This window comes from Halogranum rubrum (assembly GCF_900114455.1).
GTDB classification, from domain to species: Archaea; Halobacteriota; Halobacteria; order Halobacteriales; family Haloferacaceae; genus Halogranum; species Halogranum rubrum.
The window spans coordinates 101,021-120,845 of sequence record NZ_FOTC01000001.1 but is presented as its reverse complement, the minus strand read 5'-3'; the positions used below and the strand labels follow the sequence as shown (position 1 = coordinate 120,845).

The following is a 19,825-nucleotide window of genomic DNA, read 5'->3' as shown; positions in this document are numbered from 1 at the left end:
ACGCGTGAGGCGGACAGTCACAGCGGCTTTATCTCGTCAAAAGCTGTTGTACTGCTGATGATTTCGAATACGATTCCTCAAGTACAGAGAGCCATCAGAGCGCACGAACTGGTCGTCTTCTACGTCCTCGCCTGTGCGTTCTCGTGGGCCGCGTGGAGTCTCATGGTGTACGCCGGCGACTCGCCAGTGGCGATGGCCGCGAGCATGGTTCCCGTCTTCGGGCCGGCCGTCGGGGCACTGCTCACACTGAAGCTGAGTGGCCGGTCGCTCAGGGCGTGGGTTCGCTCACTCGGACCGGTCGCTGGAAGCGTGCGGTGGTCTCTCGCTGCCGTCGTTCTCGCCGCTGCACTGCTCGCCGTCACGACCGGTGCGTATCTCCTCGCCGGTGGGGTGTTCACCGCGCCGACAGTGACGGTGTCGGCCTTGGTAGTCGCCTTCGTCCTCACCCTGACCCTGGGCGGTGGACTCGAAGAACTCGGATGGCGCGGGTACGCGCTTCCCCGTCTCCAGCAACGGTGGTCTCCGGTCGTCGCGACACTGGTCGTCGGCTTCGGCTGGGCGCTCTGGCACCTGCCGCTGTTCGTCCTCCCGGGCGCACAGAACGCTGACCAGCCGTTCTGGCTGTTCACCGCCGCCGCTGTCGTGTTGAGTTTCGTGTTCACCTGGCTCTACAACGTGGCCGGCGGGCGCGTCCTTCCGGCCATCCTGCTGCACGGGTTGTACAACACCACAGGGCTGTTGTATCCGTTCGCCGCAGACACCTCTGTCGCGCTCAACTTCGGAGCGGGCATCGCCGCCGCCGTCAGCGTCGCTACCGTTCTCCTGTTCGTCACGAAGGGGCGATTGACAGGCGAGGCCGGGCCGGTTCTCCCTCGCGACGTCCTCGTCCAGTCCAGCCGAGCAGAGACTAAGACGCTCGCAGACTGAGGGTTCCACTCGTACTGGTCGTTTTCGGTCGTGGGGGCTGACGCCGTCTCGAGCACCCGTCAGACCAGACGTTATTTGTATTCGGGTCCGTCAATCCGACAGTATGGCCCGGTCGCCCTCCATCGACGTCAGCGAAATCTCTCCGATGGCGTGGCGACTGCTTCGGACGGCCGCCGGATACGAACAGCGGGGTGTCGAACGCGAACTCGACGATGTCATCCAAGCGCACGTCTCGATGCTGGAGAACGACCGCCGCGGTCTGTCACAGTCACGTAGAGACGCACTCTTCGACCTCTACGCGTCCGAGCTCACCGACGAGCAGGTTCGAGCACTCGTCGACGTGTTCTGACTTCGGACTCACCACAGAGGTGACTTCGACCCGACGTATTCATTGTAATGATAAATCCAACCGATGTGAAAATGATTAAGTAAGACAATCGTCCACACCACTCGTGTATCAATGATACAGCGGCTGAAACAGACGGCTCAGGGTCGACTGCTCGTGTTCGCAATCGCACTCGTCGGTGCGATGGCCATCGGATTCGGACCGTCGCTGGGCGGCAGCCTCTCGTTGAAAGGACAGTACGCGCTCGCGACGATGTTCTTCGCGGCGGTGCTGTGGGTGACGGGTGTCGTCCCCCTCGCCGTGACGGCACTCTCGATACCGGTACTCCTGACGGCGTTCGGCGTCTACAACGACATCGACCCGGCGCTGGCGGGGTTCGCAGACCACCTCATCTTCCTGTTCGTCGCGGGGTTCATGCTCGCGAACGCGCTGCAGAAGTACGACATCGACCGTCGCATCGCACTCTGGATAATGAGCACGATGGGGGCGTCGCCGCGACTGCTCATCCTCTCTATTATGCTCGCGACGGCGTTCCTCTCGATGTGGGTGTCGAACACCGCGACGACGGCGATGATGACACCCATCGCCCTCGGTGTGCTCGCACAGGTGCTCGGCCGCGAGGAGGTGAAAGAACAGGGCGCAGAGAAGGAGGCCTTCTCCAACATGCAGATTGCGACGCTCCTCGGGACGGCGTACGCAGCCAGCGTCGGCGGCGTGGGGACACTCATCGGAACGCCTCCGAACGCCGTCGTCGCCACGCAACTCTCGGCGATGCTCGACTACGAAATCGGCTTCGCCGAGTGGCTTCTCGTGGGGCTTCCAATCGTCTTCATCACGCTACCCATCGTCTGGTACGTCCTCACGTTCGTCTTCTTCCCGCCCGAAGTCGACAACGTGCAGGGTGCACGCGAAGAAGCGCGTCGCTACCTCCGCGAAGAGGGTGACCTCAGTCCGCGGGGCAAGCGAGCCGCGTACATCTTCGCCGCGACGGCGAGTCTGTGGGTGCTCGGCGGTCTCGGGACGTTCATCCAGCCGTACCTTCCCTCGGACGTCTTCGTCACCATCTTCGGCGGCGAGGGACAGACCGTCACCGGCGTCGAAGGCCATCAAGGACTGCTCTACTACGTGATGGTCGGCCTCTACGCCATTCCGGCACTCGTCCTCGCCGACACGATGGAGTGGGAGGACCTCGTCGACATCGACTGGGGGACTATCCTCCTCTTCGGCGGCGGTATCTCGCTGGCCGACGCGTTCGCGACGACCGGTGCGACCGAGTGGATTGCGAAGGGTATCTTCGGGTCGCTCACGGGCGCACCTATCGTGCTGGTCGTCGCCGCCGTCGTGTTGCTCGTCATCTTCCTGACCGAGATGACCTCCAACACCGCGACGGCGACCATCGTCGTCCCGGTGCTCATCGGTATCGGGAGCGTCTTCGCGGCAACGCTCGGCATCTCGGAAGTCGGGTCTGCGGTGTTTCTCTCGGTCAGCGGTGCTATCGCGGCGAGTTTCGCCTTCGCGCTGCCGGTGGCGACGCCGCCGAACGCCATCGTCTTCGGGAGCGGCCACCTGAAGCAAGAACACATGATGAAAGTCGGCGTCGCGCTGAACCTCATCATGACGGTCATCCTAACCGGTCTCATCTGGGTGCTGTTCCAGTTCGTCTGGCCGATGTTCCTGTGGTAGTCGGCCGACGAGCGACTTCTCCGTTCGTTCTCTCAGACGACGGCGTCGAGAATCGTCTCTCCGTGTCTCACGAGCGGTGAGAGGTGGCATTCGCCGTCGAAGACGGTGAGGTCGGCGTCCGGAATCGCAGCGGCGAATCGTTCGACGTCTGCAACGGGGACCGACCCGTCTTCGGCCCCGTGCCACAGCGACACCGACCCGTCGAGCGTCGCCGGGCCGAACCCCCACGGACGACTCAACACCGCCCCATCGTGTGCGGGACCGCGCGTCCCCTGTCGGAACGCCTCTCGCGTCGAGGCGAGGAGAGAGGCCCACACTGCGTCGTCAGCGAGGACGGACTCGTCGCCCGTGGCCATCTGCCGTCGCATCCCGTTCCGCAAGGACTCCGGACGGTGCTTCGCTTGCAACGCGACGAGCGCGAACCCCGGGCGCACGAGCGTCGGGAATCGGGCGAGGACACCGAACACGGTGCGGCCGAGAACGTTTCTGTCGGCGAACGACGTCGGGAGCGCAGAGTCGACGAGCGCGACACCGGTCAGACGGTCGCCGGTGACGGCGTGCGCGCAGGCCGCCGCGTGCGGACCGCCGCCAGACAAGCCGACGACACCGAACCGCTCGAATCCGAGTTCGTCGGCCACGGCAGTCACGTCCGTCGGCCAGTCGAGGAGTCGACGAGTCGGTTGAAACGTCGAGAGACCGAATCCGGGGCGGTCGGGCGCGACGAGGGTGACGTCCCGTGACGTCGCGGCGTCTGCGAGGAGTTCACCGTCCAGTCGTGAACCGGGGAGGCCGTGGAAGAAGAACACCGGGTCGCCGTCGGGCGCGCCGAACGTCTCGTACCCGAGTCGTCGACCGTCGGAGAGGGACAGCGTTGGCATGGTCGAGTCCGGAGTTCACCCGGACGGGACAAATAGCCACCCGTGGTTCGAGAGACAGACACACAGAGGCGATACGATTTCCCCCGGCCGACTGGACGTCGACACGAACCTTCTCTCGTGTGAACACCGAGACACGAGTAATGAGCGACCATCGTGCACGGAGCACGCTGGCGGACGTCGGATTGCTTCTCGCCCTCGTAGTGGGGGTTGTCGTTGGAAACGTGCTCCTCGTCGTCTTCTACGGGATCTGGTGAGTACACCTCGGTACAGGGACTCGTGAGGCTCGGACGAACTACCCTCGCGAGTGAAGCGAGTAGGCGATGAGCAGGACGCCGAGGAACTGGAACAGTCGCGTGACGAGCGTGAGCGCCTGCTGGTACTGCAACCCGAGGATACCTTCGCGGAGGAGCAACGACCCGACGAAGGCGATGCTGAACGCGACGGCCGTGAGGAAGAAGAGTCCCAGCGAGAGCGCTTGCATCGTTCGGCTGTCGTGGCGACGATACCCACGGTAGGCCTGATAGCCCACGTAGCCGCCGACGAGCGTCGACCCGAGCGCGAGAACGACGATGAGCACGTCGACGACGGCGGTCACGGACACCATCTCAAAGGTCCTCCCACATCTTCGTGAAGCGGTCGGCGGTGTCGCTCTCTCGCTCGCCGGGGAACGATTCGTCGTCGGTGCGCGTCACGGCTGCTTCGAAGGACCCGGCGTCCAGTTCGAGCGAGACTTTCGAGAGCGTCGCCGTGTAGACGCTGTAGTGGTTACTGCTGGTCTGCACCTTCGTCTGTTCGTCGAGGAGTCCGTGGGCTTGTAACCGCTCTACCCGCCGGTAGACCGTCGGCTTGGACATCTCACACTCGTCTGCGAGCTCTTGTGCGGACATTGGTTTGATACTCGTCGCTGCGAGGATGTCCCGGGCGTACTCGTCGCTAAGGACGTCGAGAAGTTCGCCCAACGCCGGATCCTCACTCACTTTTCTATCGGATAACTGCCTGTCGTATTAATAGGCCCACGGGTTTCGGACACGGACGGTCACGTCGACCGGTTCCGAGTGTACAGCGGGGCCGTCGGAACAGTACGGCGATACTGTGGAGGGGCTGATGCGTCAGCGGTGACGACGATGGGACGTGTCGTGCTGTCAGAGGCACATCAGGCACATCACCGGACGACCGGTGAGCGTAGACGTGTCGAGACGTCCTGTCCCATCGTACTTCGACCGACGGACCGTCGGAGCATATAAACAGAGGACGAGTTTCTGGGCCAGAAATTCGGCAGAAATCAGACGGGACAGCCCACCGACCGGCCGACTTCGACCAGTTGGTCGGTCTCGACACCGGTTCCGCGAACGGTGTACCCGTACCCGTTGCAGTCCCACGAGAGCGAGATGGTCGGTCCGGGGTCGAGCGACGCCGGTCGACCGTCGAGTGTCAGGTCACGCTCGTCGGGGTCGATGCCGAGGGTGTAGTTGAACTTCGCCACCGTCAGTTCGCGGCCGTCGGCGACGTAGCTGAGTCCGACGCCGTCGATGCGTCCCGTCGTTTGCGTGGCGTAGACCAGTTCGAACGCGGGTGGTACCGTCGGGTTCGGCACCGACATCGAACTCTGCGCTCGCAGGTCGGCGCGACTTTGGTACCACTCTCTGTCGGGGAACTCGGGCCGCCGGACCGTCGTATCGTCTCCGATGTCGGGACGGAACGTGTCTTCGGACACCTCCGCATCGAACGTCACGTTCGTGTACGTCGTCGTCACCGACCGCTGGGTCCCGTCGTCGGTCCACGACGTCTGCTTACGGAGCGGGTAGAACCGCTCGGTGTCGAACCACAGTCGCTGTCGGTACTGCGCCTCGCTCTGGTTGCTCGTGGGGGCAATCTCGAGTACGTACGCGTCTTGCCCGCCGACGGTGTCAGTCTCGACGAACTCGACGCCGTAGCTCCAGTTGGCGTCCACCTGCGGAGCGACGCCGGTGTGTCGCGGTAAGACGGGCAACGGTGAGACGCCGATGGACTGCGGTCGACCTGCGTCGTCGGTCAGCCCCGCGGCAGTGACGAGTCCTTGGATGCGGGGGGCTGTAGACGACTCTGTCGGTGGTCCGGTCAACTGGTAGACCGTCACGGTGTTCTGGTCGGTGTCGTGGAGCCACAGCGTCGACCCGTTCGAGACCTGGAGTTGATGTTGACGGTTCGCGCCGTCGTGGAACCGGACACGCTTCCGGTCGGTGTCGGGGACGAGTGTGACAGTGGCGACACTCCGAGACGTGACGGTCCCGTTGGTCCGTATCTCGACGGTCTGCGTGCCACTGATGGCGTCGAGAGAGTCGTACCGCTCGGTCACGTTCGCGTCGACTGACGGACTCCCATCGTCTATCGCACCCACCGACGCCCAGATGACTGCGGGGAGTACGACGCCGATGAGGAGGAGTCCGACGAGCGTCTGTCGGCTGAAAGGGAGTGGAGGACCGGTCATGGTTGGAGCACGGATAGGTGAGTCAGATACATGTCGAGTAGCTGGTGGCTAAATACTTCTGGAGAGTCGTCACTGGTTCACCCGAATCGTCTCGATACTCGATGCAGCGGGTTCAGAGCGTAGTGAAGGCGACACCAGCGGTAAACGCGACCAGTGCAATCACGGCCAGCGCGACGGCGGCCGTCTGTCCCGACGACTCCGTCTCCGTGTCGAACTCCCGCCACCCAGTCAAAATGCCGACGCCGACGAGGACTGCGGCGCACCCTCCAATCAATCCAGCAACCGACGACAGAGACGGGTCACTCAGAACGGACTGCTCGAACGACTGACTCGCGAGAAGAAATCCAGTGACTAGCGGTGCGATACCGACGGCGTTCTTGGAGGACATAGTCGCCGTTCGGTAGCGGTGAGCATAATCCTGGCGGAGAGTTGACGAGAAGAGGCCGTGCCTACGGTATCTGTGCTCATCGGGCACGTCGGAGGAACAGTTCGGCACCGCCCCACCAGTTGACGACGACGTCGTCGAGTTCCCAGCCGTCTGCCGCGAGGTCGTTCAACAGCTGTTCGGTCTCGTCGCGTTTGATTCGGAACCACAGGAGGCTGGTCGGTGCGTTGACGACTTTGTACTCGTAGTTCGCTTCGCCACTCACACGCCGTTCACTCGTCGTGGTACTCATGGTGCACCGTAGGTCACGAGAGAGATAAATCGTTCCGCTCGTCTAGAAAAGTCGTAACAGCGACTCTGCCAGCAGTTTACCCCCCACCCCGACCCACCAAACCCCACCCATCGCCTGAGAGAGAGACACACAGATGCGATACGGTTTTCCCAATCCCGACTGAATTTCGAGCAAATGCTTCACCGACGATACCTCCGCGAACATCCCGAGGAGGTCCGCGAGAGCCTCGCGAACCGCGGCTACGACGACGTCGACATCGACCACGTCATCGCTGTCGACGAGGAGTGGCGCGAACTGAAAGCGACGGGCGACGACCTGCGCCACGAGCGCAACCAGGTGAGCAGTCAGATCGGCCAACTGAAGGCCGAAGGCAAGGACGACGAGGCCGACGAGGCCATCGCTCGCTCGCAGGAGTTGAAAGAGGACCTGCAAGCGCTCGAAGAACGCGCCGACGAACTCGAAGCCGAGTTGGAAGAGGCGCTCTTGGAGATTCCGAACGTCCCGCACGAGAGTGTCCCCGTCGGTGCCGACGAGAGCGACAACGAGGAGATTCGTCGCGTCGGCTTCGACGACTTGCGTGAACTCCCCGACGAGGTCACGCCGCACTACGACATCGGCGAGGACCTCGACATCATCGACGAGGCCCGCGGTGCGAAGACGACAGGGTCGGGATTCTACTTCCTGAAAGGAGAGGGCGCGATGCTGGAGCACGCGCTCATCCAGTTCATGTTGAACGTCCACCGCGAACAGGAGTACGTCGACCTCTTCCCACCGATTCCGGTGAACACGACGTCGATGACCGGCACCGGCCAGTTACCGAAGTTCGCCGAGGACGCCTACCGAATCGGCGGCAGCGAGACCGAGGGGTACGAGGACGACGACCTGTGGCTCTGCCCGACGGCCGAAGTTCCGGTGACGAACATGTACGCCGACGACATCCTGCTGAAGGACGACCTACCCCTGAAGCATCAGGCGTACACGCCGAACTTCCGACGCGAGGCGGGAGAACACGGAACCGAGACCAGAGGAATCGTCCGCGTCCACCAGTTCAACAAGGTCGAACTCGTCAACTTCGTCGAACCGGAGGAGAGCTACGACCGCCTCGAAGGACTGCTCGGCGAGGCCATCGAGGTACTCGAACAACTCGGGCTACCGTACCGCGTGCTCAACCTCTGTACCGGTGACCTGACGTTCTCGTCGGCGAAGACCTACGACATCGAAGTGTGGGCACCCGGCACCGAGTCGGACGAGGGGCCGGAACAGGGCGGCCGCTGGCTCGAAGTCTCGTCGGCGTCGAACTTCGAGGACTTCCAAGCGCGTCGCGCTGGTCTCCGCTACCGGCCAGAGCGCCACGAGTCGACGGAGTATCTCCACACGCTCAACGCGTCGGGAACGGCCGTCGGCCGCGTGATGGTCGCGCTCCTCGAATACTACCAGAACGAGGACGGCACCGTCGACGTGCCCGACGTACTCCAACCCTACATGGGCGGCCGCGAGGTCATCGAGGGTCACGAACCCGTCGGCGAAGCGGCAGTCGGCGCAGGCAAGAAAGAGTAACAGGTCGTTCGACTGTCTCTTCGCTTCGTCGACAGCTTCCGTCTCTACTTCTGTTTCGTCGCTACTCTATGAGAGCCGTCGAATATCTTCGACGGTGAACCTGTGCGAAGAGATATGTTACCACAGCCCATACAAGAGACGATGAGCACGAGAGTCGACACACTGAGTGAGACGGCGGCCGTCGTCGCTGCGAGCGTGCTCCTCGTCACCGTTCTGACGGCTGTACTCGGCGCAGTGTTGCGCGTGACGTTCTGGGGGACGATGCACGGGACGGGTGCGACGGAGTATCACGTGTTCGACGCTCCCGGGTTCGAACTCGGCTTCGGTGTTCCCGTCGTGAGCGTCGTCGGGTGGACGACACTGGGTGCGCTCGTTCTCGGAGGAGCGTACTTCCTCTACCGTGAGCGAGATGTGCGAGATGCGCGAGGAGAGTCGGTAGCGGCCGGATCCGACGACCGATGAGTGAGGTGTGAGCGCGGTCAGTCAGTGTACGTCTGTACCTGCGAGATGCGGCCGTCTTCGAACTGGAAGACGTCGAGGAACCCGACCAGTTCCGCACCGCCGTTAGTGCAGACTCGTCCGCGGACGGCGAGTTCGTCGTGTTCGCCTGTTTCGTTACGGTAGACGACGTCTATCTCGTGAGACGTGTCTTCGTGGGGGCGGTCTTCCTGCATGAAGTCGATGAACGACTGCCGAGTGGTGAACGACCGGTCCGGACGCGTCTGTTCGAACGACGGCGCGAGAACGACCAGAAGAGCGTCGTAATCACCCTCGTCGAGCGCGTCGTAGTAGGAGTGAACGGCTTTGAGGTGACTCATGAGACTAGCCACGTAGTCAGCCCTCTTGGTTCTCACCCACGACCAAACGGGTCGTTTTTGTTCGACGCCGACCTCCGAACTCCTGTGGACCTGCACATCCGGTACGAGGGCGACGACGACCCCGACAAGTGCACCGCGCGCCGCCTCGCGAAGTTCGACCTCGCCGAACTGCACAAGTCACATCGCGCGACGCCGTACGGTGTCGTGTTGAACCCGCACGCCGAACAGGCACTGTCGCCAGCGGACAGGGTGGCCGCCACCACCGGACAGACGGAGACGCTCGTCGCACTCGACTGCTCGTGGGAGTCTGCGGGCGAAGCACGCTTTTCGCTCCCGGGGGAACACCGGGCGCTCCCGTATCTCGTCGCCGCCAACCCCGTCAACTTCGGTCGGCCGATGAAACTCACGACGGTCGAAGCGATGGCCGCCGCACTCGCCATCTTCGGCGAGTGGGAGGAGGCGGAGAACATTCTCTCGAAGTTCACGTGGGGACACACCTTCCTCGAACTGAACGAAGAACCGCTCAGACGCTACTCGGAGTGCGCCGATTCGACGGACGTCGTCGCCGTCCAACAGGAGTATCTCGACCGCGGCGAGTAACCGTACTTAGCCCTTCAGCCAGCCACCGAACGCGCCGGCGATGGCGCTGTCGATGGCGAACAGCAGCGTCACGAAGACGCCGACGAGGAGGACGCCCGCTCCGCCGAGGAATCCGCCGAGAGGACCGGCACCGAGACCTAACAACCCGCCGAGGAGCGCCAGGAACAGCGTCAACACGACACCCGTGATAGACCCCGCGAGCAGACCGTGCCACGCCCCGTTTCCGAAGCCACCGCCGGCGAGGTAGCCCGCAGCGAACCCGCCGATGAGTCCGGCACCGATCTGTCCGAGGAGGGGGAGCTGGAGGCCAATCAATCCGGTGAGGAGGAGGACTACGAACCCACCCGCGACCGCACGCCAATTCGTCATGTGAGAAGGAAAGACGCGCAGACGATTAAGTCGTGCGACGGCGGTAGGGGACTGTTACCGACGACCACGACTACCGACGAGTGCTATCCGTGCCGATAAAGAGAGTATCACAACAGAACGACAAGATACATTATCTTGCGGAACGTTACTAGTTGTCTATACACACATCCCCGACGACACGCTGTCACCCCGTGAGACCGAAACCGGACAAGCCCTTCCAAACCTCCTGACGATTCTGCACCGACGCAAGAGACCTACTATGACACCTGACGACCGCTCACCGATTCGAGACGAGGCGGTATTTCGCGAACAGCTTAATCGCCTCCTATTGCGGGCACACATGGGTGGAATCACTGTCTCGGGTGGGTGGCCGTGTGAGAATACAGACGGAAATCCGAGTTGGGACGTCGAAATATTCCGGCTCAAGCGAACACGCGTCGACGGTATCTCGGCGGCGAACGAAGAACGAGAAGTCGAAAGCGAGCAGGCAGTCGACGAGCGAGAAGTCGACGACGAGTGAGTGTCGGTCGACCGCTCACTTCACGAACTTCAGTAAGTCGTCACGTTTCGCCTCGTGGAAGTGGTGTCGAAGCGTCTCTTTCAACGGCTCTATCTGTCCGCGCTTCGCGACGATGGGTGCGATGGTGTCGTCTTGCCACTGCTCCCACGGCGGGTAGAGTCCAAGCCGGTCACACAGGTCGTTCAGTCGCTCGTCCTTGTCGTCGACTTTGTCCATCTTGTTGACGGCGACGACGGTCGGAATGCCCAACTCCTCGAGGAAGTAGAACATCTCTACGTCGTGCGGAATCTCACCCTCGCCGGAGTGGCGGTCGATGATGTCGATGACGCTCTTGCCGTCGACGACGAGCACACCCACCAGAATCTCCTCGGCGTTCTCTTCGATGTAGCGGACGATGTCCGTCTTGATGACCTCACGGTGGTCCTCTTCGACACCAGACATGAAACCGAACCCCGGCAAGTCGGTGAACATGAAGCTCTCGGAGTTCCAATCGAAGTGATTCGGTTTCCGAGTCACGCCGGGCTTCTTCCCCGTGTTGAACTTGTTGTGGCCGGTCAACTCACGCATCAACGTCGACTTGCCGACGTTAGAGCGCCCGACGAAGACGACTTCTGCGTCTCGGTTGGGGCGATTTTCGAACATACGCCTCGTAATCGACCGAGGTGGTTAACGCTGGCGAGAGCGTCGCGCACCGTCTGTCTCGCCTCGTATCGCTTTTCCACCCGGGATACGTCCTCCCGGCATGGACAAACAGACGCTCCGCGAGCGCATCTGGGACGAGTTGGCGGACTCGGGAGAAGCCCGATTCCCGTTCCCGCCACACGGGCGCATTCCGAACTTCGCGGGGGCGAGAGACGCCGCCGACCGACTCGCCGCCACCGACGAGTGGCAAGCCGCCGACGTCGTCAAAGCGAATCCCGACGCGCCACAACTGCCCGTCCGTCGGCGCGCTCTTCACGAAGGAAAAGTCGTCTACATGGCCCAACCGCGTCTCCGCGACGAGCAACCGTTCATGAAACTCGACCCCGCGGCCATCGACGAGTCGGACCTCGATTCGGCGGCGACGGTGTCGAAGATGGACGGCTACGCCGAACCAGTCGGTCCCGACGCCGTGCCGCACGTCGACCTCGTCGTCTCCGGCAGTGTCGCCGTTACGGGACAGGGTGCGCGCGTCGGCAAGGGAGAGGGGTACAGCGACCTCGAATACGCCGTTCTCTCGGAACTCGGCGCAGTCGACGCGACGACGACGGTAGCGACGTCGGTCCACGAACTGCAGATTGTGGGAGCAGACGCGCCAGAACCGGACGCACACGACGTGCCGATGGACCTCGTGGTCACACCGGACCGACTCGTCCGAACTGACTCGCCCTTCCCGCGACCAACGGGTATCGACTGGGAGGTCTTAGACGACGAGCGACTCGACGAGATACCCGTCCTCCGGCGGTTCGCTCCGTAGTCCGATTTTACCCAGAGGTATTTTCCCCCCACCGGGAGAGGAGGCAGTGTGCGACTCGTTGAAGTGATGATTCCGGCTGGCAAACGCGAGACGGTTCTTCGCGTCCTCGACGACGAGGGTATCGACTACGCGCTCACCGAAGAGGTCAGTGGTCGCGAGTACACCGCTGTCGTGAGCTTTCCGCTCCCGGTCAGTGCGGTCGAACCAGTGCTGGAACAGCTTCGAGAAGCCGGTATCGAACGTGACGCCTACACCGTCGTCATCGACGCCGAGACGGTTATCTCCGAGAAGTTCGACCGCCTCGTCGAGCGGTACGAAGAGACCGAGGAGGGGAACGGGGACCGTATCGCCCGTGAAGAACTCGTCGCTCGGGCAGAGGACCTCGCCCCCGAGCGGTCGACGTTCATGATCATGACCGCCGTCAGTGCCATCGTCGCCACCGCCGGTCTCCTCTTGGACTCTCCGGCCGTCGTCGTCGGGTCGATGGTCATCGCGCCGCTCATCGGTCCCGCGATGGCGACGAGCGTCGGGTCGGTGCTCGACGAGAAAGACCTGTTCGTGCGTGGCGTCCGTCTGCAAGTCATCGGCGGCGTCCTCGCCGTCGTCGCCGCAGCCATCTTCGCCAGTCTACTCAAGTTCAGCGGTGCGATACCGCTGAACGCAGGCGAGGTGTTCGCCATCGGCGAAGTCCGCGAGCGACTCGCGCCGGACGTTCTCTCGTTGGCCGTGGCGCTGGGTGCGGGCGTCGCCGGTGCACTCAGCCTCTCGTCGGGTGTCTCGGCGGCGCTCGTGGGCGTGATGATTGCCGCCGCGCTCGTCCCGCCGACAGCCGTCGTCGGCATCGGACTCGCGTGGGGCGAACCCAGTACAGTAATCGGCGCAGCGGTGCTCGTCCTCGTGAACTTCCTCTCGGTCAATCTCGCCGCACTGGCCGTCTTGAGCTATCAGGGCTACCGTCCATTCCACTGGTTCCAACAGGACGAAGCCACCGAGTCGACCGGCCGACGCATCGCCGTCCTCGGCGTCATCCTCTTGCTCCTGTCGGGATTCCTCGGTGGCATCACGTTCGTCACGCTCCAGAGCTCACAGTTCGAGGACGAAACGAGCACTGCGGTCGAAGATATCGCCGCAGAGAACAACGTCGAACTCCTCTCGATGAGCGTCGTCTACGGCGACTTCCCGATTCGACAGCCACAACGAGTGACGCTCACCATCGGCTATCCACCGTCGACGACACCGCCGTCGCTCGAAGGAACGTTCGAACAGGAGATCAACCGACTCTACGAACCACCGTTCGGACTCAGGTCGGACCACCACATCGAGGTAGACATTCGGTACATCGCCGCCGAGTGAGACAGAAACCCCTTTTGTTCCGTCGACTATTCTGATGAACGATGGAGAGATTGGCCGCCGATCGCCGCAGGTTCCTCGCACTCGCAGGGAGCACCGCCTTCGCCGGTTGTTCGGGACTCTCGCCGTCGAACGACGGCGAGGATGCGGAGACGACGACGCCGACCCGGCGGAAACCACCGCTGGGTGACCCTGCCCCCGAGGGGTCGTGGCCGACCGTCGGCCGGAACCGCGCTCGAACGGCCGCCGACCCGACGACGACGGCGGCGGCCCCGTCGCTCGCGTGGACACAGTCACTCGCCGGACCGACGACGGTTCCCATCGTCGTCGGCAACACGGTGTATCACACTCGGGGAGCTCCGAGCGACGGCGTCGCCGAGGCGACGCTCGAAGCGTTCGCACTCGACACCGGCGAACGCCGCTGGAGCGAGCCACTCGGACGCTCGTTCGAGGGAGTGGAGTCCCGCCCGACGTACCACCGCGGGACGCTGTTTCTCGTCGCCGGCCGGGTCGCCCTCGCCGTCGACGCCGCGAGTCGCGAACGCTACTGGGTGACGCGGTTCGAAGATAGAGAGTACACGGACAGTCGCGGCCGAAGCGAGACCGAGTCCCACTGGGTCCTCGGTCCCGTCGCCGCCACCGACGACGGTCTGTTCGTCGGCGACGCGCTGGGTGGACTCGTCTGTCTGAATCGGGACGGAACCGAGCGCTGGCGGCACGGGTCGAAGCCGTACATGTACTGGCCGCCGACCGTCGTCGACGGAACGGCCTACGCCGAAGGATTGACGGCACTCGATACCGCCGACGGAAGCGTCCAGTGGCGATACACGCCCGACGACGGACCCGTCGCCGGCGGACCGGTCAGCGTCGCCGACGGCGCGGTGTTTCGCTCGGGCAGAGACGTCGTCGACGCGGTGACGCTCGACGGCAGTCGCCGCTGGGCGAGAGAGACGTTCACCGACGGCGGCGTTCGTCCCGCCGTCGACGGCGAACGACTATACGTTGCCGACAACGACGGCAACGCGGCCGCCTTCTCGCTCGACTCGGGTGAGCGCGTGTGGGGAACTCAACTGTACGACGATGTCGGCCCGAGTCGGACCGTTCCCGTCGTCGTCGACGGGGCGTTTCTGGTCTGCTACGCCGTCGACGGCCGCGTGACCGTCACTGCGCTCGACACCGAGACAGGTGAACAACGTTGGCAACTCGAACGTCGCGCCAAAACGGGAGGCGGCACAGTCTCGTCGGACGGAACCGTCTTGTTCACCACGAAGACACCACCGGACCCGGAGGGGTCTGTGACACCCGACCGCTCGACGGCCGACCCCACGGGCACGACGACCCGACTGTATGCGTTCCGCCACGACGCCTGAGCGCGTCGGTCTGATATGTGAAACCAGTCTTTGCGCTTAGCGCGGGTTGAATATCTCATATCACCTTATAGAAGCTATGCGACCGTTACTTCCCGTCGTATTCGCCGCGATGTTACTCCTCGCTGGCTGTGTTGCTCCCCTTCAGACAGACGGTGGCTCCGCCGCCGCACCAGCGGACGGAGAGACGCCGCCGAACATCTCCGTCTCGGGGACGGGAACCGCCTCCGCCGACGCTGACCTCGCGCTCGTCTCCGTCACTATCTCGGCGCTCGATAGCGACGCCGAGGCCGCTCGCTCGGCCGTCGCCGAGGACTCCCAAGCGATGTTCGACGCGTTGACCGACGCCGGCGTCGACACCGAGGAAGCCGTCACGACGACGTTCTTCCGCATCTCACCGGAGTACGACTACTCCCGTGACGGCGGCCGAGAACTCCTCGGCTACCGCGCCGCCCACGGCTACCAGATAGAGGTCACGCCCGAACAGGCCGGTGACGCTATCGACGCCGCCGTCGGCGCTGTCTCCGGTGACGGCGAGAACGGCATCGTCGTCGACGGTGTCCAGTACACCCTGACCGACGAGACGCGCGCCGACGTCCGCGCCGAAGCCCTCGAGAACGCCGTCGACGCCGCCCGCGCCGACGCCGACACCGTCGCTGGCGCGGCCGGTGTGAGCATCGCAGGCGTCCGCACCATCTCGACCGGTGCCGACTACAACCCGTACCCGCAACCCCGGTACGCCTTCGAGGAGTCCGCCGACGGCGCGTCGACGGTGCTCCAACCCGGTCCCGTCGAGGTCTCCGCGACGGTCACCATCACCTACGACATCGAGTAAGTAGGAATCCGCTGACGCTCGCTAACTCACCTCTCTCCGACTCTCTACCCACGGTCGATGACCGACCCTCTCGGACCGAGACGCTCAGGCACGAGGATTCCGGGTCGCGAGACCACTGCCAGCCCGATATCCCACCCATCGGGCCGTTTTTGGTCGTCCGCTCGATGGCCGGACGTCGTGCATGCGAACGGATATCCTCCCCTTCGCACTGCTCGTGATGCTGTTCGCGGGTTCAGACTCGTCAGGTTCTGTCTGAACACTCAGTCGCTGATAGTTCGTTGGGGGTGTGCTGGATAGAGGGCACGAGTCTACCGAACAGTGACTCCTCAATTACCTACGCAGAGTCGGTCTATCGCCCGACCCCGTCGAATCAGGGGATGACAGTTGACAGGTATTCAGACCACCGAACGCAGTCGGAATCTCCTCGCTGGTGATATCGAAATGCACCTGGAAGCACTCGTCGTCGCCCCAGTCCTCGACGAGTTGTTCCGCGTCCGACGTTGAGAAGGTGGCCTCTACTCGGGGATTGCGAGCAGTTACTGCAACCTCGTAGGTGACATTCTGTCCCATCCACGATTCAACAACTTCGACCATATCAACGCGATTTCCTTCGCGACCTTCGAGCGTGTGCGATTGTTCGTACACAGAGCGACCGTCTCTGAGAACGGTGATGTCGGCAGTAGTCGGTGCCTCCCGGCTGTTGAACACGCTGATCTTCCCGAGGCCAACACGTGGCGACGCTGGTTCATCACGAAACGGGAGAGAACCCATGCACCCTGCTCCGAGAGTAACGAAGGGGATAGTGGCGATGAGGTGGCGTCGCGTGGTGGAGGGAGCCATCGTCGAATGGTAGTTGGAGGAACGTATAGACATTCGGGAAGGATAGACACACCCTATATCTTGCACGGCACTTCTGACAGGGACGAGGTAGGTCTCTGTGGTCGTGCTGAATAGAGCGCGCGAGTCGGTCACTTCGGTATGGTGCTACACCACGTCAAGAACTATGCTCAACCAGAGGATATGTCTCCACAATATCCAGACGATAGTGATTCAGAATGAGTTATTCTAAGGCCGATGAAGCAAAAAAAGCAGGAGACTACGAGGAGGCAGCGTCAGAATATGCGAAGTACGCCCTGTCAAAATTAGTCGATAACAACTTCGCTGTGGATGGTCGAATGAGATGGGCGGTAGGTGAATTGCTGCAAGCTATGAGCTGTGATGCGCATGTTGGAAATACTGCCCGAGCTCAACATCTGTTCAAATACGCACGGTGGCATCTCGAAGAGGTTCGAGAAAATACACAAAAAGGTGTGCTCGTCGGTCTTACACACGAGTGGGAAGGGGACGGACTACTGTATCTTGGAGATTCAGAGGCGGTTCAGAAGTATCAGACCGCTCAAGGCTACTATCAAGACCTCACATGGCACGAAGAACGATGGAAAGATGAACCGGACTTTATGGAATTCTATTTCGCGTACGAAGAGTTCGTGAAAATGTATGGAGTGATGGACAGTACGGAGCTGTGTCAAACATCGTTCCCTAAGAGAATTGAATATAAAATAGAGTTCGCACGGAAGCACATCGAATAGACTCACTCGTTTTGAGTTGCTGCATACACCCTCTATATTCAGCACGCCACATCTGTCAAATTTTGAGGACTTCAACAGAGCTACTCGTAAACGAACCCGTCCCGTACGACGTCGCGTAGCTACTGACGATGTGCGTGTCCGTCGTCTGCCTCGTTGAAGTCAGCCAGTCGATGGGAGAAACAGTCCGCGAGTGACCTACTCCTGCCGCGACGGCGGGATGTCCGGTTCGAAGCCGACCGCTTCGACTGCTAAGTCGAGTACGCCGTCGACGTTCTCGCCCTGGATGACGCTCATGTAGGCGTCGGCGTCGACGTCGCGAGAGCGGTCCGACTTGTTACAGATGGTGAGCACGGGGATGTCGCGCTCGGCGAAGCGTGCCTCGACGGCGTCGCGGAGTTCGAGTTGCGCTTCGAGCGGGTAGCCACAGTCGCCGCTCGGGTCGAGGAAGAACAGCACCGTGTCGGCCAGATGCTCGATGGCGCTGACAGCCTGTCGCTCGATGTCGTTTCGGTCTTCTTCGGGCCGGTCGAGCAGTCCGGGCGTGTCGATAATCTGGTAGCGAATCCGGTCGCGCTCGAAGTGCCCGATTTGGACGCCCTTCGTCGTGAAGGGGTACTCCGCAATCTCGTTGCTGGCGCGGGTGACGGCGTTGACGAACGACGACTTGCCGACGTTCGGGTAGCCGGCGACGACGATAGCCGGTTCGTCCGGGCGGATGTCGGGCAGGTTCTTCAGCGCGTCACGTGCCTCGCCGATGCGGAGCAGGTCGTCTGAAATCTCCTCGATGATGTCGGCCATCCGGGCGAACGCCTGTTTACGGTGCTTTCGTCCCGTGTCGAGGTTCGCGTTGCGGAGTTTCGACTGATACTCGCTTCGAAGCTCCGGAATCTGACGACTCGCCCACATCACTTCGGAGAGGCTCTTCCGGACCTCGTCGACGTCGACGATGGCGTCGGCCAGTTCGTAGTAGAACGGGTCGACGGTCCCGAAGTCGGGCCACGCCGTGACGACGTTTTCGAGGTTGTCCGAGAGGATGTTCGCCGCCGTGATGAGCATCGACTCTTGGGCTTCGAGGCCGCTCTTGGCCCGACCGGCCCGCGCCGCCCGCGAGAACGCCTTGTCGATGAGTTCCTCCGACCGGGGGGTGGTCGGAAGATTCTCGAAAATCATGTTCACCAGTTCAACGCCGGAGCGTAAAAGGCCGTTCGTTTGCCGACGCAGGCGATTTCGTGTGGAACCGGCTGTCACGGGCCGGTCGTATCAGACGATTCGATTGACCAGTTCTCCGCCGTTTCGAACCTGTTCGACGTTCGTCCGGACGAGTGTCGCGATGTCGCGGTGGTAGCCGCGCGTCTGTGCGGCAGCGTGCGGGGTCACGATGACCTCCTCGCGGCCCCACAGCGGCGACTCTTCGGGCAGTGGCTCCTCTTCGAAGACGTCGAGCGCTGCACCCGAAACGGCCCCCGTTTCGAGAGCGTCGACGAGCGTAGACTGGTCGACGATAGGCCCACGTGCTACGTTGACGAGGTATGCGTCCTCGCGCATCACCTCGAACTCGGGCGTGTCGAACAACCCCTCCGTTTCCGGTGTAAGCGGCGTCGCCAGCGCGACGAAGCGCGCGTCGGCGATAGCCTCGTGGAGGTCCTCGCTCTGATAGACTTCACGGACCTCCGGCACTGGTTCTTCGGACTGGCGGACGCCGACGACGTCCATCCCGAGTGCATCGGCACGCTCTGCGATACCCCGACCGAGTGTTCCGAGACCGACGACGCAGAGTCGCTCACCATCCAGCGTGAACGGCTCTTCGTAGGGTAAATCGTGCCACTCGTGGTCTGCTTGCGCGTCGCGAAAGACGTGGAGGCGACGGGCGAACGAGAGCATGTAGCCGGCGACCATCTCGCCGACCGAGGTGCCGTGAACGCCGCTGCTGTTAGTCAGAGTCGTCCCGGCCAACTCGTAGGCGTCGACGTCGAACTCGTCGTAGCCCGCGCGGATGCAGTGGACCCAGTCGGCCGCGAGAAAGCCCTCTGCGGGACCGAAGGTGACGACGCCGTCGCCCTGGCTGAAGTTGGTGTCGTCGTCAGCGGTTTCGACGGGCACGTCGAGATCCGAGAGTTCGTCGACCAAGAGCTCCGGCGGAAACGCGATGCCGACGGAGTCGTGAATGAGGAGTCGATGGAGCGTCACGTGCGTTGCTGCGCGGAGCGTCGTCAAGGAGATTGTGGCTTCGGCGTGACGAAGGGTACCGAGGCGGCTACCGACGAGGAAGCGTGCCGCTCACGAGTGTCGAGAGGGCGGCTCTGGAGAATCCATCGTCACAAGGGGCTCGGTGGGGGTAACTGTCGTCACGGCCGCCCTAGAGGTGGGTAGTTCGGGGCGGGTTTTG

24 protein-coding genes are annotated in these 19,825 nt (G+C 62.7%); 12 read left to right on the top strand and 12 right to left on the bottom strand.

Translation table 11 applies throughout. The annotated features are described in order from the left end of the window. Positions 1 to 57: 57 nt before the first annotated feature. The 3 genes from BM083_RS00640 to BM083_RS00630 all read left to right on the top strand — a co-directional run bounded on the left by BM083_RS00640 (position 58) and on the right by BM083_RS00630 (position 2,956). Complete coding sequence (locus BM083_RS00640) at positions 58 to 927, top strand: CPBP family intramembrane glutamic endopeptidase (protein ID WP_089864427.1); 870 nt, start codon at positions 58 to 60, stop codon at positions 925 to 927. A 103-nt stretch (positions 928 to 1,030) separates the two neighbouring features. Further along, a complete protein-coding gene (locus BM083_RS00635; RefSeq protein ID WP_089864423.1) occupies positions 1,031 to 1,276 on the top strand; it encodes a hypothetical protein in 246 nt (81 codons plus the stop codon). Positions 1,277 to 1,387: 111 nt separating this feature from the next. Then, entirely contained in the window at positions 1,388 to 2,956 is a 1,569-nt protein-coding gene (locus tag BM083_RS00630; protein WP_089864420.1) for an SLC13 family permease, read from the top strand. A 32-nt stretch (positions 2,957 to 2,988) separates the two neighbouring features. Here the strand turns inward: BM083_RS00630 and BM083_RS00625 are convergent, their stop codons facing one another. From BM083_RS00625 to BM083_RS00600, 6 genes are all read right to left on the bottom strand, one after another. After that, a complete protein-coding gene (locus tag BM083_RS00625; RefSeq protein ID WP_089864417.1) occupies positions 2,989 to 3,834 on the bottom strand; it encodes an alpha/beta fold hydrolase in 846 nt (281 codons plus the stop codon). Between the two features lie 292 nt (positions 3,835 to 4,126). Then, a complete protein-coding gene (locus BM083_RS00620) occupies positions 4,127 to 4,438 on the bottom strand; it encodes a DUF7521 family protein (protein WP_089864415.1) in 312 nt (103 codons plus the stop codon). 1 nt (position 4,439) lies between these two features. Then, positions 4,440 to 4,811 carry an ArsR/SmtB family transcription factor gene (locus tag BM083_RS00615; protein ID WP_009733097.1) on the bottom strand — a complete coding sequence of 124 codons (372 nt, stop codon included), beginning with the start codon at positions 4,809 to 4,811 and terminating at the stop codon, positions 4,440 to 4,442. Between the two features lie 305 nt (positions 4,812 to 5,116). Next, positions 5,117 to 6,301: a LolA family protein gene (locus BM083_RS00610; RefSeq protein WP_089864412.1), complete on the bottom strand. Its 1,185-nt coding sequence runs from the start codon at positions 6,299 to 6,301 to the stop codon at positions 5,117 to 5,119. Positions 6,302 to 6,413: 112 nt separating this feature from the next. Further along, on the bottom strand, positions 6,414 to 6,689 hold the full coding sequence (locus tag BM083_RS00605; RefSeq protein WP_089864409.1) for a hypothetical protein: 276 nt from the start codon (positions 6,687 to 6,689) through the stop codon (positions 6,414 to 6,416). 76 nt (positions 6,690 to 6,765) lie between these two features. Then, positions 6,766 to 6,978 (bottom strand): DUF4177 domain-containing protein, encoded by a 213-nt coding sequence (locus BM083_RS00600; protein WP_245756807.1) that lies wholly within the window; start codon positions 6,976 to 6,978, stop codon positions 6,766 to 6,768. Between the two features lie 174 nt (positions 6,979 to 7,152). On the opposite strand from BM083_RS00600, the gene serS reads away from it, so the two are divergent. Beyond that, entirely contained in the window at positions 7,153 to 8,535 is a 1,383-nt protein-coding gene (gene serS, locus BM083_RS00595) for a serine--tRNA ligase (protein WP_089864406.1), read from the top strand. Positions 8,536 to 8,676: 141 nt separating this feature from the next. Next, positions 8,677 to 8,997, top strand: coding sequence for a hypothetical protein (locus BM083_RS00590; protein ID WP_089864403.1), 321 nt, complete (start codon positions 8,677 to 8,679; stop codon positions 8,995 to 8,997). Positions 8,998 to 9,014: 17 nt separating this feature from the next. Here BM083_RS00590 and BM083_RS00585 read toward each other — a convergent pair whose 3' ends face one another. Further along, positions 9,015 to 9,353, bottom strand: a complete 339-nt coding sequence (locus tag BM083_RS00585) for a nuclear transport factor 2 family protein (RefSeq protein ID WP_089864400.1) — start codon at positions 9,351 to 9,353, stop codon at positions 9,015 to 9,017. Between the two features lie 84 nt (positions 9,354 to 9,437). Between BM083_RS00585 and BM083_RS00580 the strand changes: the two genes are divergently transcribed. Further along, positions 9,438 to 9,953: a DUF367 family protein gene (locus tag BM083_RS00580; protein WP_009733106.1), complete on the top strand. Its 516-nt coding sequence runs from the start codon at positions 9,438 to 9,440 to the stop codon at positions 9,951 to 9,953. 6 nt (positions 9,954 to 9,959) lie between these two features. On the opposite strand, the gene BM083_RS00575 is transcribed toward BM083_RS00580, so the two are convergent. Further along, on the bottom strand, positions 9,960 to 10,322 hold the full coding sequence (locus BM083_RS00575; protein WP_089864397.1) for a DUF5518 domain-containing protein: 363 nt from the start codon (positions 10,320 to 10,322) through the stop codon (positions 9,960 to 9,962). A gap of 340 nt (positions 10,323 to 10,662) precedes the next feature. Between BM083_RS00575 and BM083_RS00570 the strand changes: the two genes are divergently transcribed. Then, entirely contained in the window at positions 10,663 to 10,842 is a 180-nt protein-coding gene (locus BM083_RS00570; RefSeq protein ID WP_089864394.1) for a hypothetical protein, read from the top strand. Between the two features lie 15 nt (positions 10,843 to 10,857). Here the strand turns inward: BM083_RS00570 and engB are convergent, their stop codons facing one another. Beyond that, complete coding sequence (gene engB / locus BM083_RS00565; RefSeq protein ID WP_089864391.1) at positions 10,858 to 11,484, bottom strand: GTP-binding protein EngB; 627 nt, start codon at positions 11,482 to 11,484, stop codon at positions 10,858 to 10,860. 100 nt (positions 11,485 to 11,584) lie between these two features. Between engB and BM083_RS00560 the strand changes: the two genes are divergently transcribed. The 4 genes from BM083_RS00560 to BM083_RS00545 all read left to right on the top strand — a co-directional run bounded on the left by BM083_RS00560 (position 11,585) and on the right by BM083_RS00545 (position 15,850). After that, positions 11,585 to 12,298: a 5-formyltetrahydrofolate cyclo-ligase gene (locus BM083_RS00560; RefSeq protein WP_089864388.1), complete on the top strand. Its 714-nt coding sequence runs from the start codon at positions 11,585 to 11,587 to the stop codon at positions 12,296 to 12,298. A 48-nt stretch (positions 12,299 to 12,346) separates the two neighbouring features. Next, positions 12,347 to 13,651 carry a TIGR00341 family protein gene (locus BM083_RS00555; protein WP_089864384.1) on the top strand — a complete coding sequence of 435 codons (1,305 nt, stop codon included), beginning with the start codon at positions 12,347 to 12,349 and terminating at the stop codon, positions 13,649 to 13,651. A gap of 41 nt (positions 13,652 to 13,692) precedes the next feature. After that, positions 13,693 to 15,018: a PQQ-binding-like beta-propeller repeat protein gene (locus BM083_RS00550; RefSeq protein ID WP_089864381.1), complete on the top strand. Its 1,326-nt coding sequence runs from the start codon at positions 13,693 to 13,695 to the stop codon at positions 15,016 to 15,018. Between the two features lie 109 nt (positions 15,019 to 15,127). Further along, on the top strand, positions 15,128 to 15,850 hold the full coding sequence (locus BM083_RS00545) for an SIMPL domain-containing protein (RefSeq protein WP_245756806.1): 723 nt from the start codon (positions 15,128 to 15,130) through the stop codon (positions 15,848 to 15,850). Between the two features lie 330 nt (positions 15,851 to 16,180). Here BM083_RS00545 and BM083_RS23630 read toward each other — a convergent pair whose 3' ends face one another. Further along, a complete protein-coding gene (locus BM083_RS23630; protein WP_245756805.1) occupies positions 16,181 to 16,690 on the bottom strand; it encodes a hypothetical protein in 510 nt (169 codons plus the stop codon). 215 nt (positions 16,691 to 16,905) lie between these two features. Between BM083_RS23630 and BM083_RS00535 the strand changes: the two genes are divergently transcribed. Next, positions 16,906 to 17,439, top strand: coding sequence for a hypothetical protein (locus BM083_RS00535; RefSeq protein ID WP_089864378.1), 534 nt, complete (start codon positions 16,906 to 16,908; stop codon positions 17,437 to 17,439). 195 nt (positions 17,440 to 17,634) lie between these two features. On the opposite strand, the gene BM083_RS00530 is transcribed toward BM083_RS00535, so the two are convergent. Both BM083_RS00530 and ddh read right to left on the bottom strand, forming a co-directional pair. Further along, a complete protein-coding gene (locus tag BM083_RS00530) occupies positions 17,635 to 18,609 on the bottom strand; it encodes an NOG1 family protein (RefSeq protein WP_089864375.1) in 975 nt (324 codons plus the stop codon). Positions 18,610 to 18,699: 90 nt separating this feature from the next. Continuing rightward, complete coding sequence (ddh, locus tag BM083_RS00525; protein ID WP_089868241.1) at positions 18,700 to 19,626, bottom strand: D-2-hydroxyacid dehydrogenase; 927 nt, start codon at positions 19,624 to 19,626, stop codon at positions 18,700 to 18,702. Positions 19,627 to 19,825 lie beyond the last annotated feature (199 nt).

Excerpts from the sequence above, each read along its gene's own strand:
- BM083_RS00610 (WP_089864412.1), bottom strand. The coding sequence starts at position 6,301 with ATGACCGGTCCTCCACTCCCTTTCAGCCGACAGACGCTCGTCGGACTC.
- BM083_RS00630 (WP_089864420.1), top strand. The coding sequence starts at position 1,388 with ATGATACAGCGGCTGAAACAGACGGCTCAGGGTCGACTGCTCGTGTTC.
- BM083_RS00535 (WP_089864378.1), top strand. The coding sequence starts at position 16,906 with ATGAGTTATTCTAAGGCCGATGAAGCAAAAAAAGCAGGAGACTACGAG.
- BM083_RS00575 (WP_089864397.1), bottom strand. The coding sequence starts at position 10,322 with ATGACGAATTGGCGTGCGGTCGCGGGTGGGTTCGTAGTCCTCCTCCTC.
- BM083_RS00570 (WP_089864394.1), top strand. The coding sequence starts at position 10,663 with ATGGGTGGAATCACTGTCTCGGGTGGGTGGCCGTGTGAGAATACAGAC.
- BM083_RS00625 (WP_089864417.1), bottom strand. The coding sequence starts at position 3,834 with ATGCCAACGCTGTCCCTCTCCGACGGTCGACGACTCGGGTACGAGACG.
- BM083_RS00590 (WP_089864403.1), top strand. The coding sequence starts at position 8,677 with ATGAGCACGAGAGTCGACACACTGAGTGAGACGGCGGCCGTCGTCGCT.
- BM083_RS00585 (WP_089864400.1), bottom strand. The coding sequence starts at position 9,353 with ATGAGTCACCTCAAAGCCGTTCACTCCTACTACGACGCGCTCGACGAG.
- BM083_RS00560 (WP_089864388.1), top strand. The coding sequence starts at position 11,585 with ATGGACAAACAGACGCTCCGCGAGCGCATCTGGGACGAGTTGGCGGAC.
- BM083_RS00530 (WP_089864375.1), bottom strand. The coding sequence starts at position 18,609 with ATGATTTTCGAGAATCTTCCGACCACCCCCCGGTCGGAGGAACTCATC.
- engB (WP_089864391.1), bottom strand. The coding sequence starts at position 11,484 with ATGTTCGAAAATCGCCCCAACCGAGACGCAGAAGTCGTCTTCGTCGGG.
- BM083_RS00640 (WP_089864427.1), top strand. The coding sequence starts at position 58 with ATGATTTCGAATACGATTCCTCAAGTACAGAGAGCCATCAGAGCGCAC.
- BM083_RS00620 (WP_089864415.1), bottom strand. The coding sequence starts at position 4,438 with ATGGTGTCCGTGACCGCCGTCGTCGACGTGCTCATCGTCGTTCTCGCG.
- BM083_RS00600 (WP_245756807.1), bottom strand. The coding sequence starts at position 6,978 with ATGAGTACCACGACGAGTGAACGGCGTGTGAGTGGCGAAGCGAACTAC.
- BM083_RS00550 (WP_089864381.1), top strand. The coding sequence starts at position 13,693 with ATGGAGAGATTGGCCGCCGATCGCCGCAGGTTCCTCGCACTCGCAGGG.
- BM083_RS00635 (WP_089864423.1), top strand. The coding sequence starts at position 1,031 with ATGGCCCGGTCGCCCTCCATCGACGTCAGCGAAATCTCTCCGATGGCG.
- BM083_RS00545 (WP_245756806.1), top strand. The coding sequence starts at position 15,128 with ATGTTACTCCTCGCTGGCTGTGTTGCTCCCCTTCAGACAGACGGTGGC.
- BM083_RS00605 (WP_089864409.1), bottom strand. The coding sequence starts at position 6,689 with ATGTCCTCCAAGAACGCCGTCGGTATCGCACCGCTAGTCACTGGATTT.
- serS (WP_089864406.1), top strand. The coding sequence starts at position 7,153 with ATGCTTCACCGACGATACCTCCGCGAACATCCCGAGGAGGTCCGCGAG.
- BM083_RS23630 (WP_245756805.1), bottom strand. The coding sequence starts at position 16,690 with ATGGCTCCCTCCACCACGCGACGCCACCTCATCGCCACTATCCCCTTC.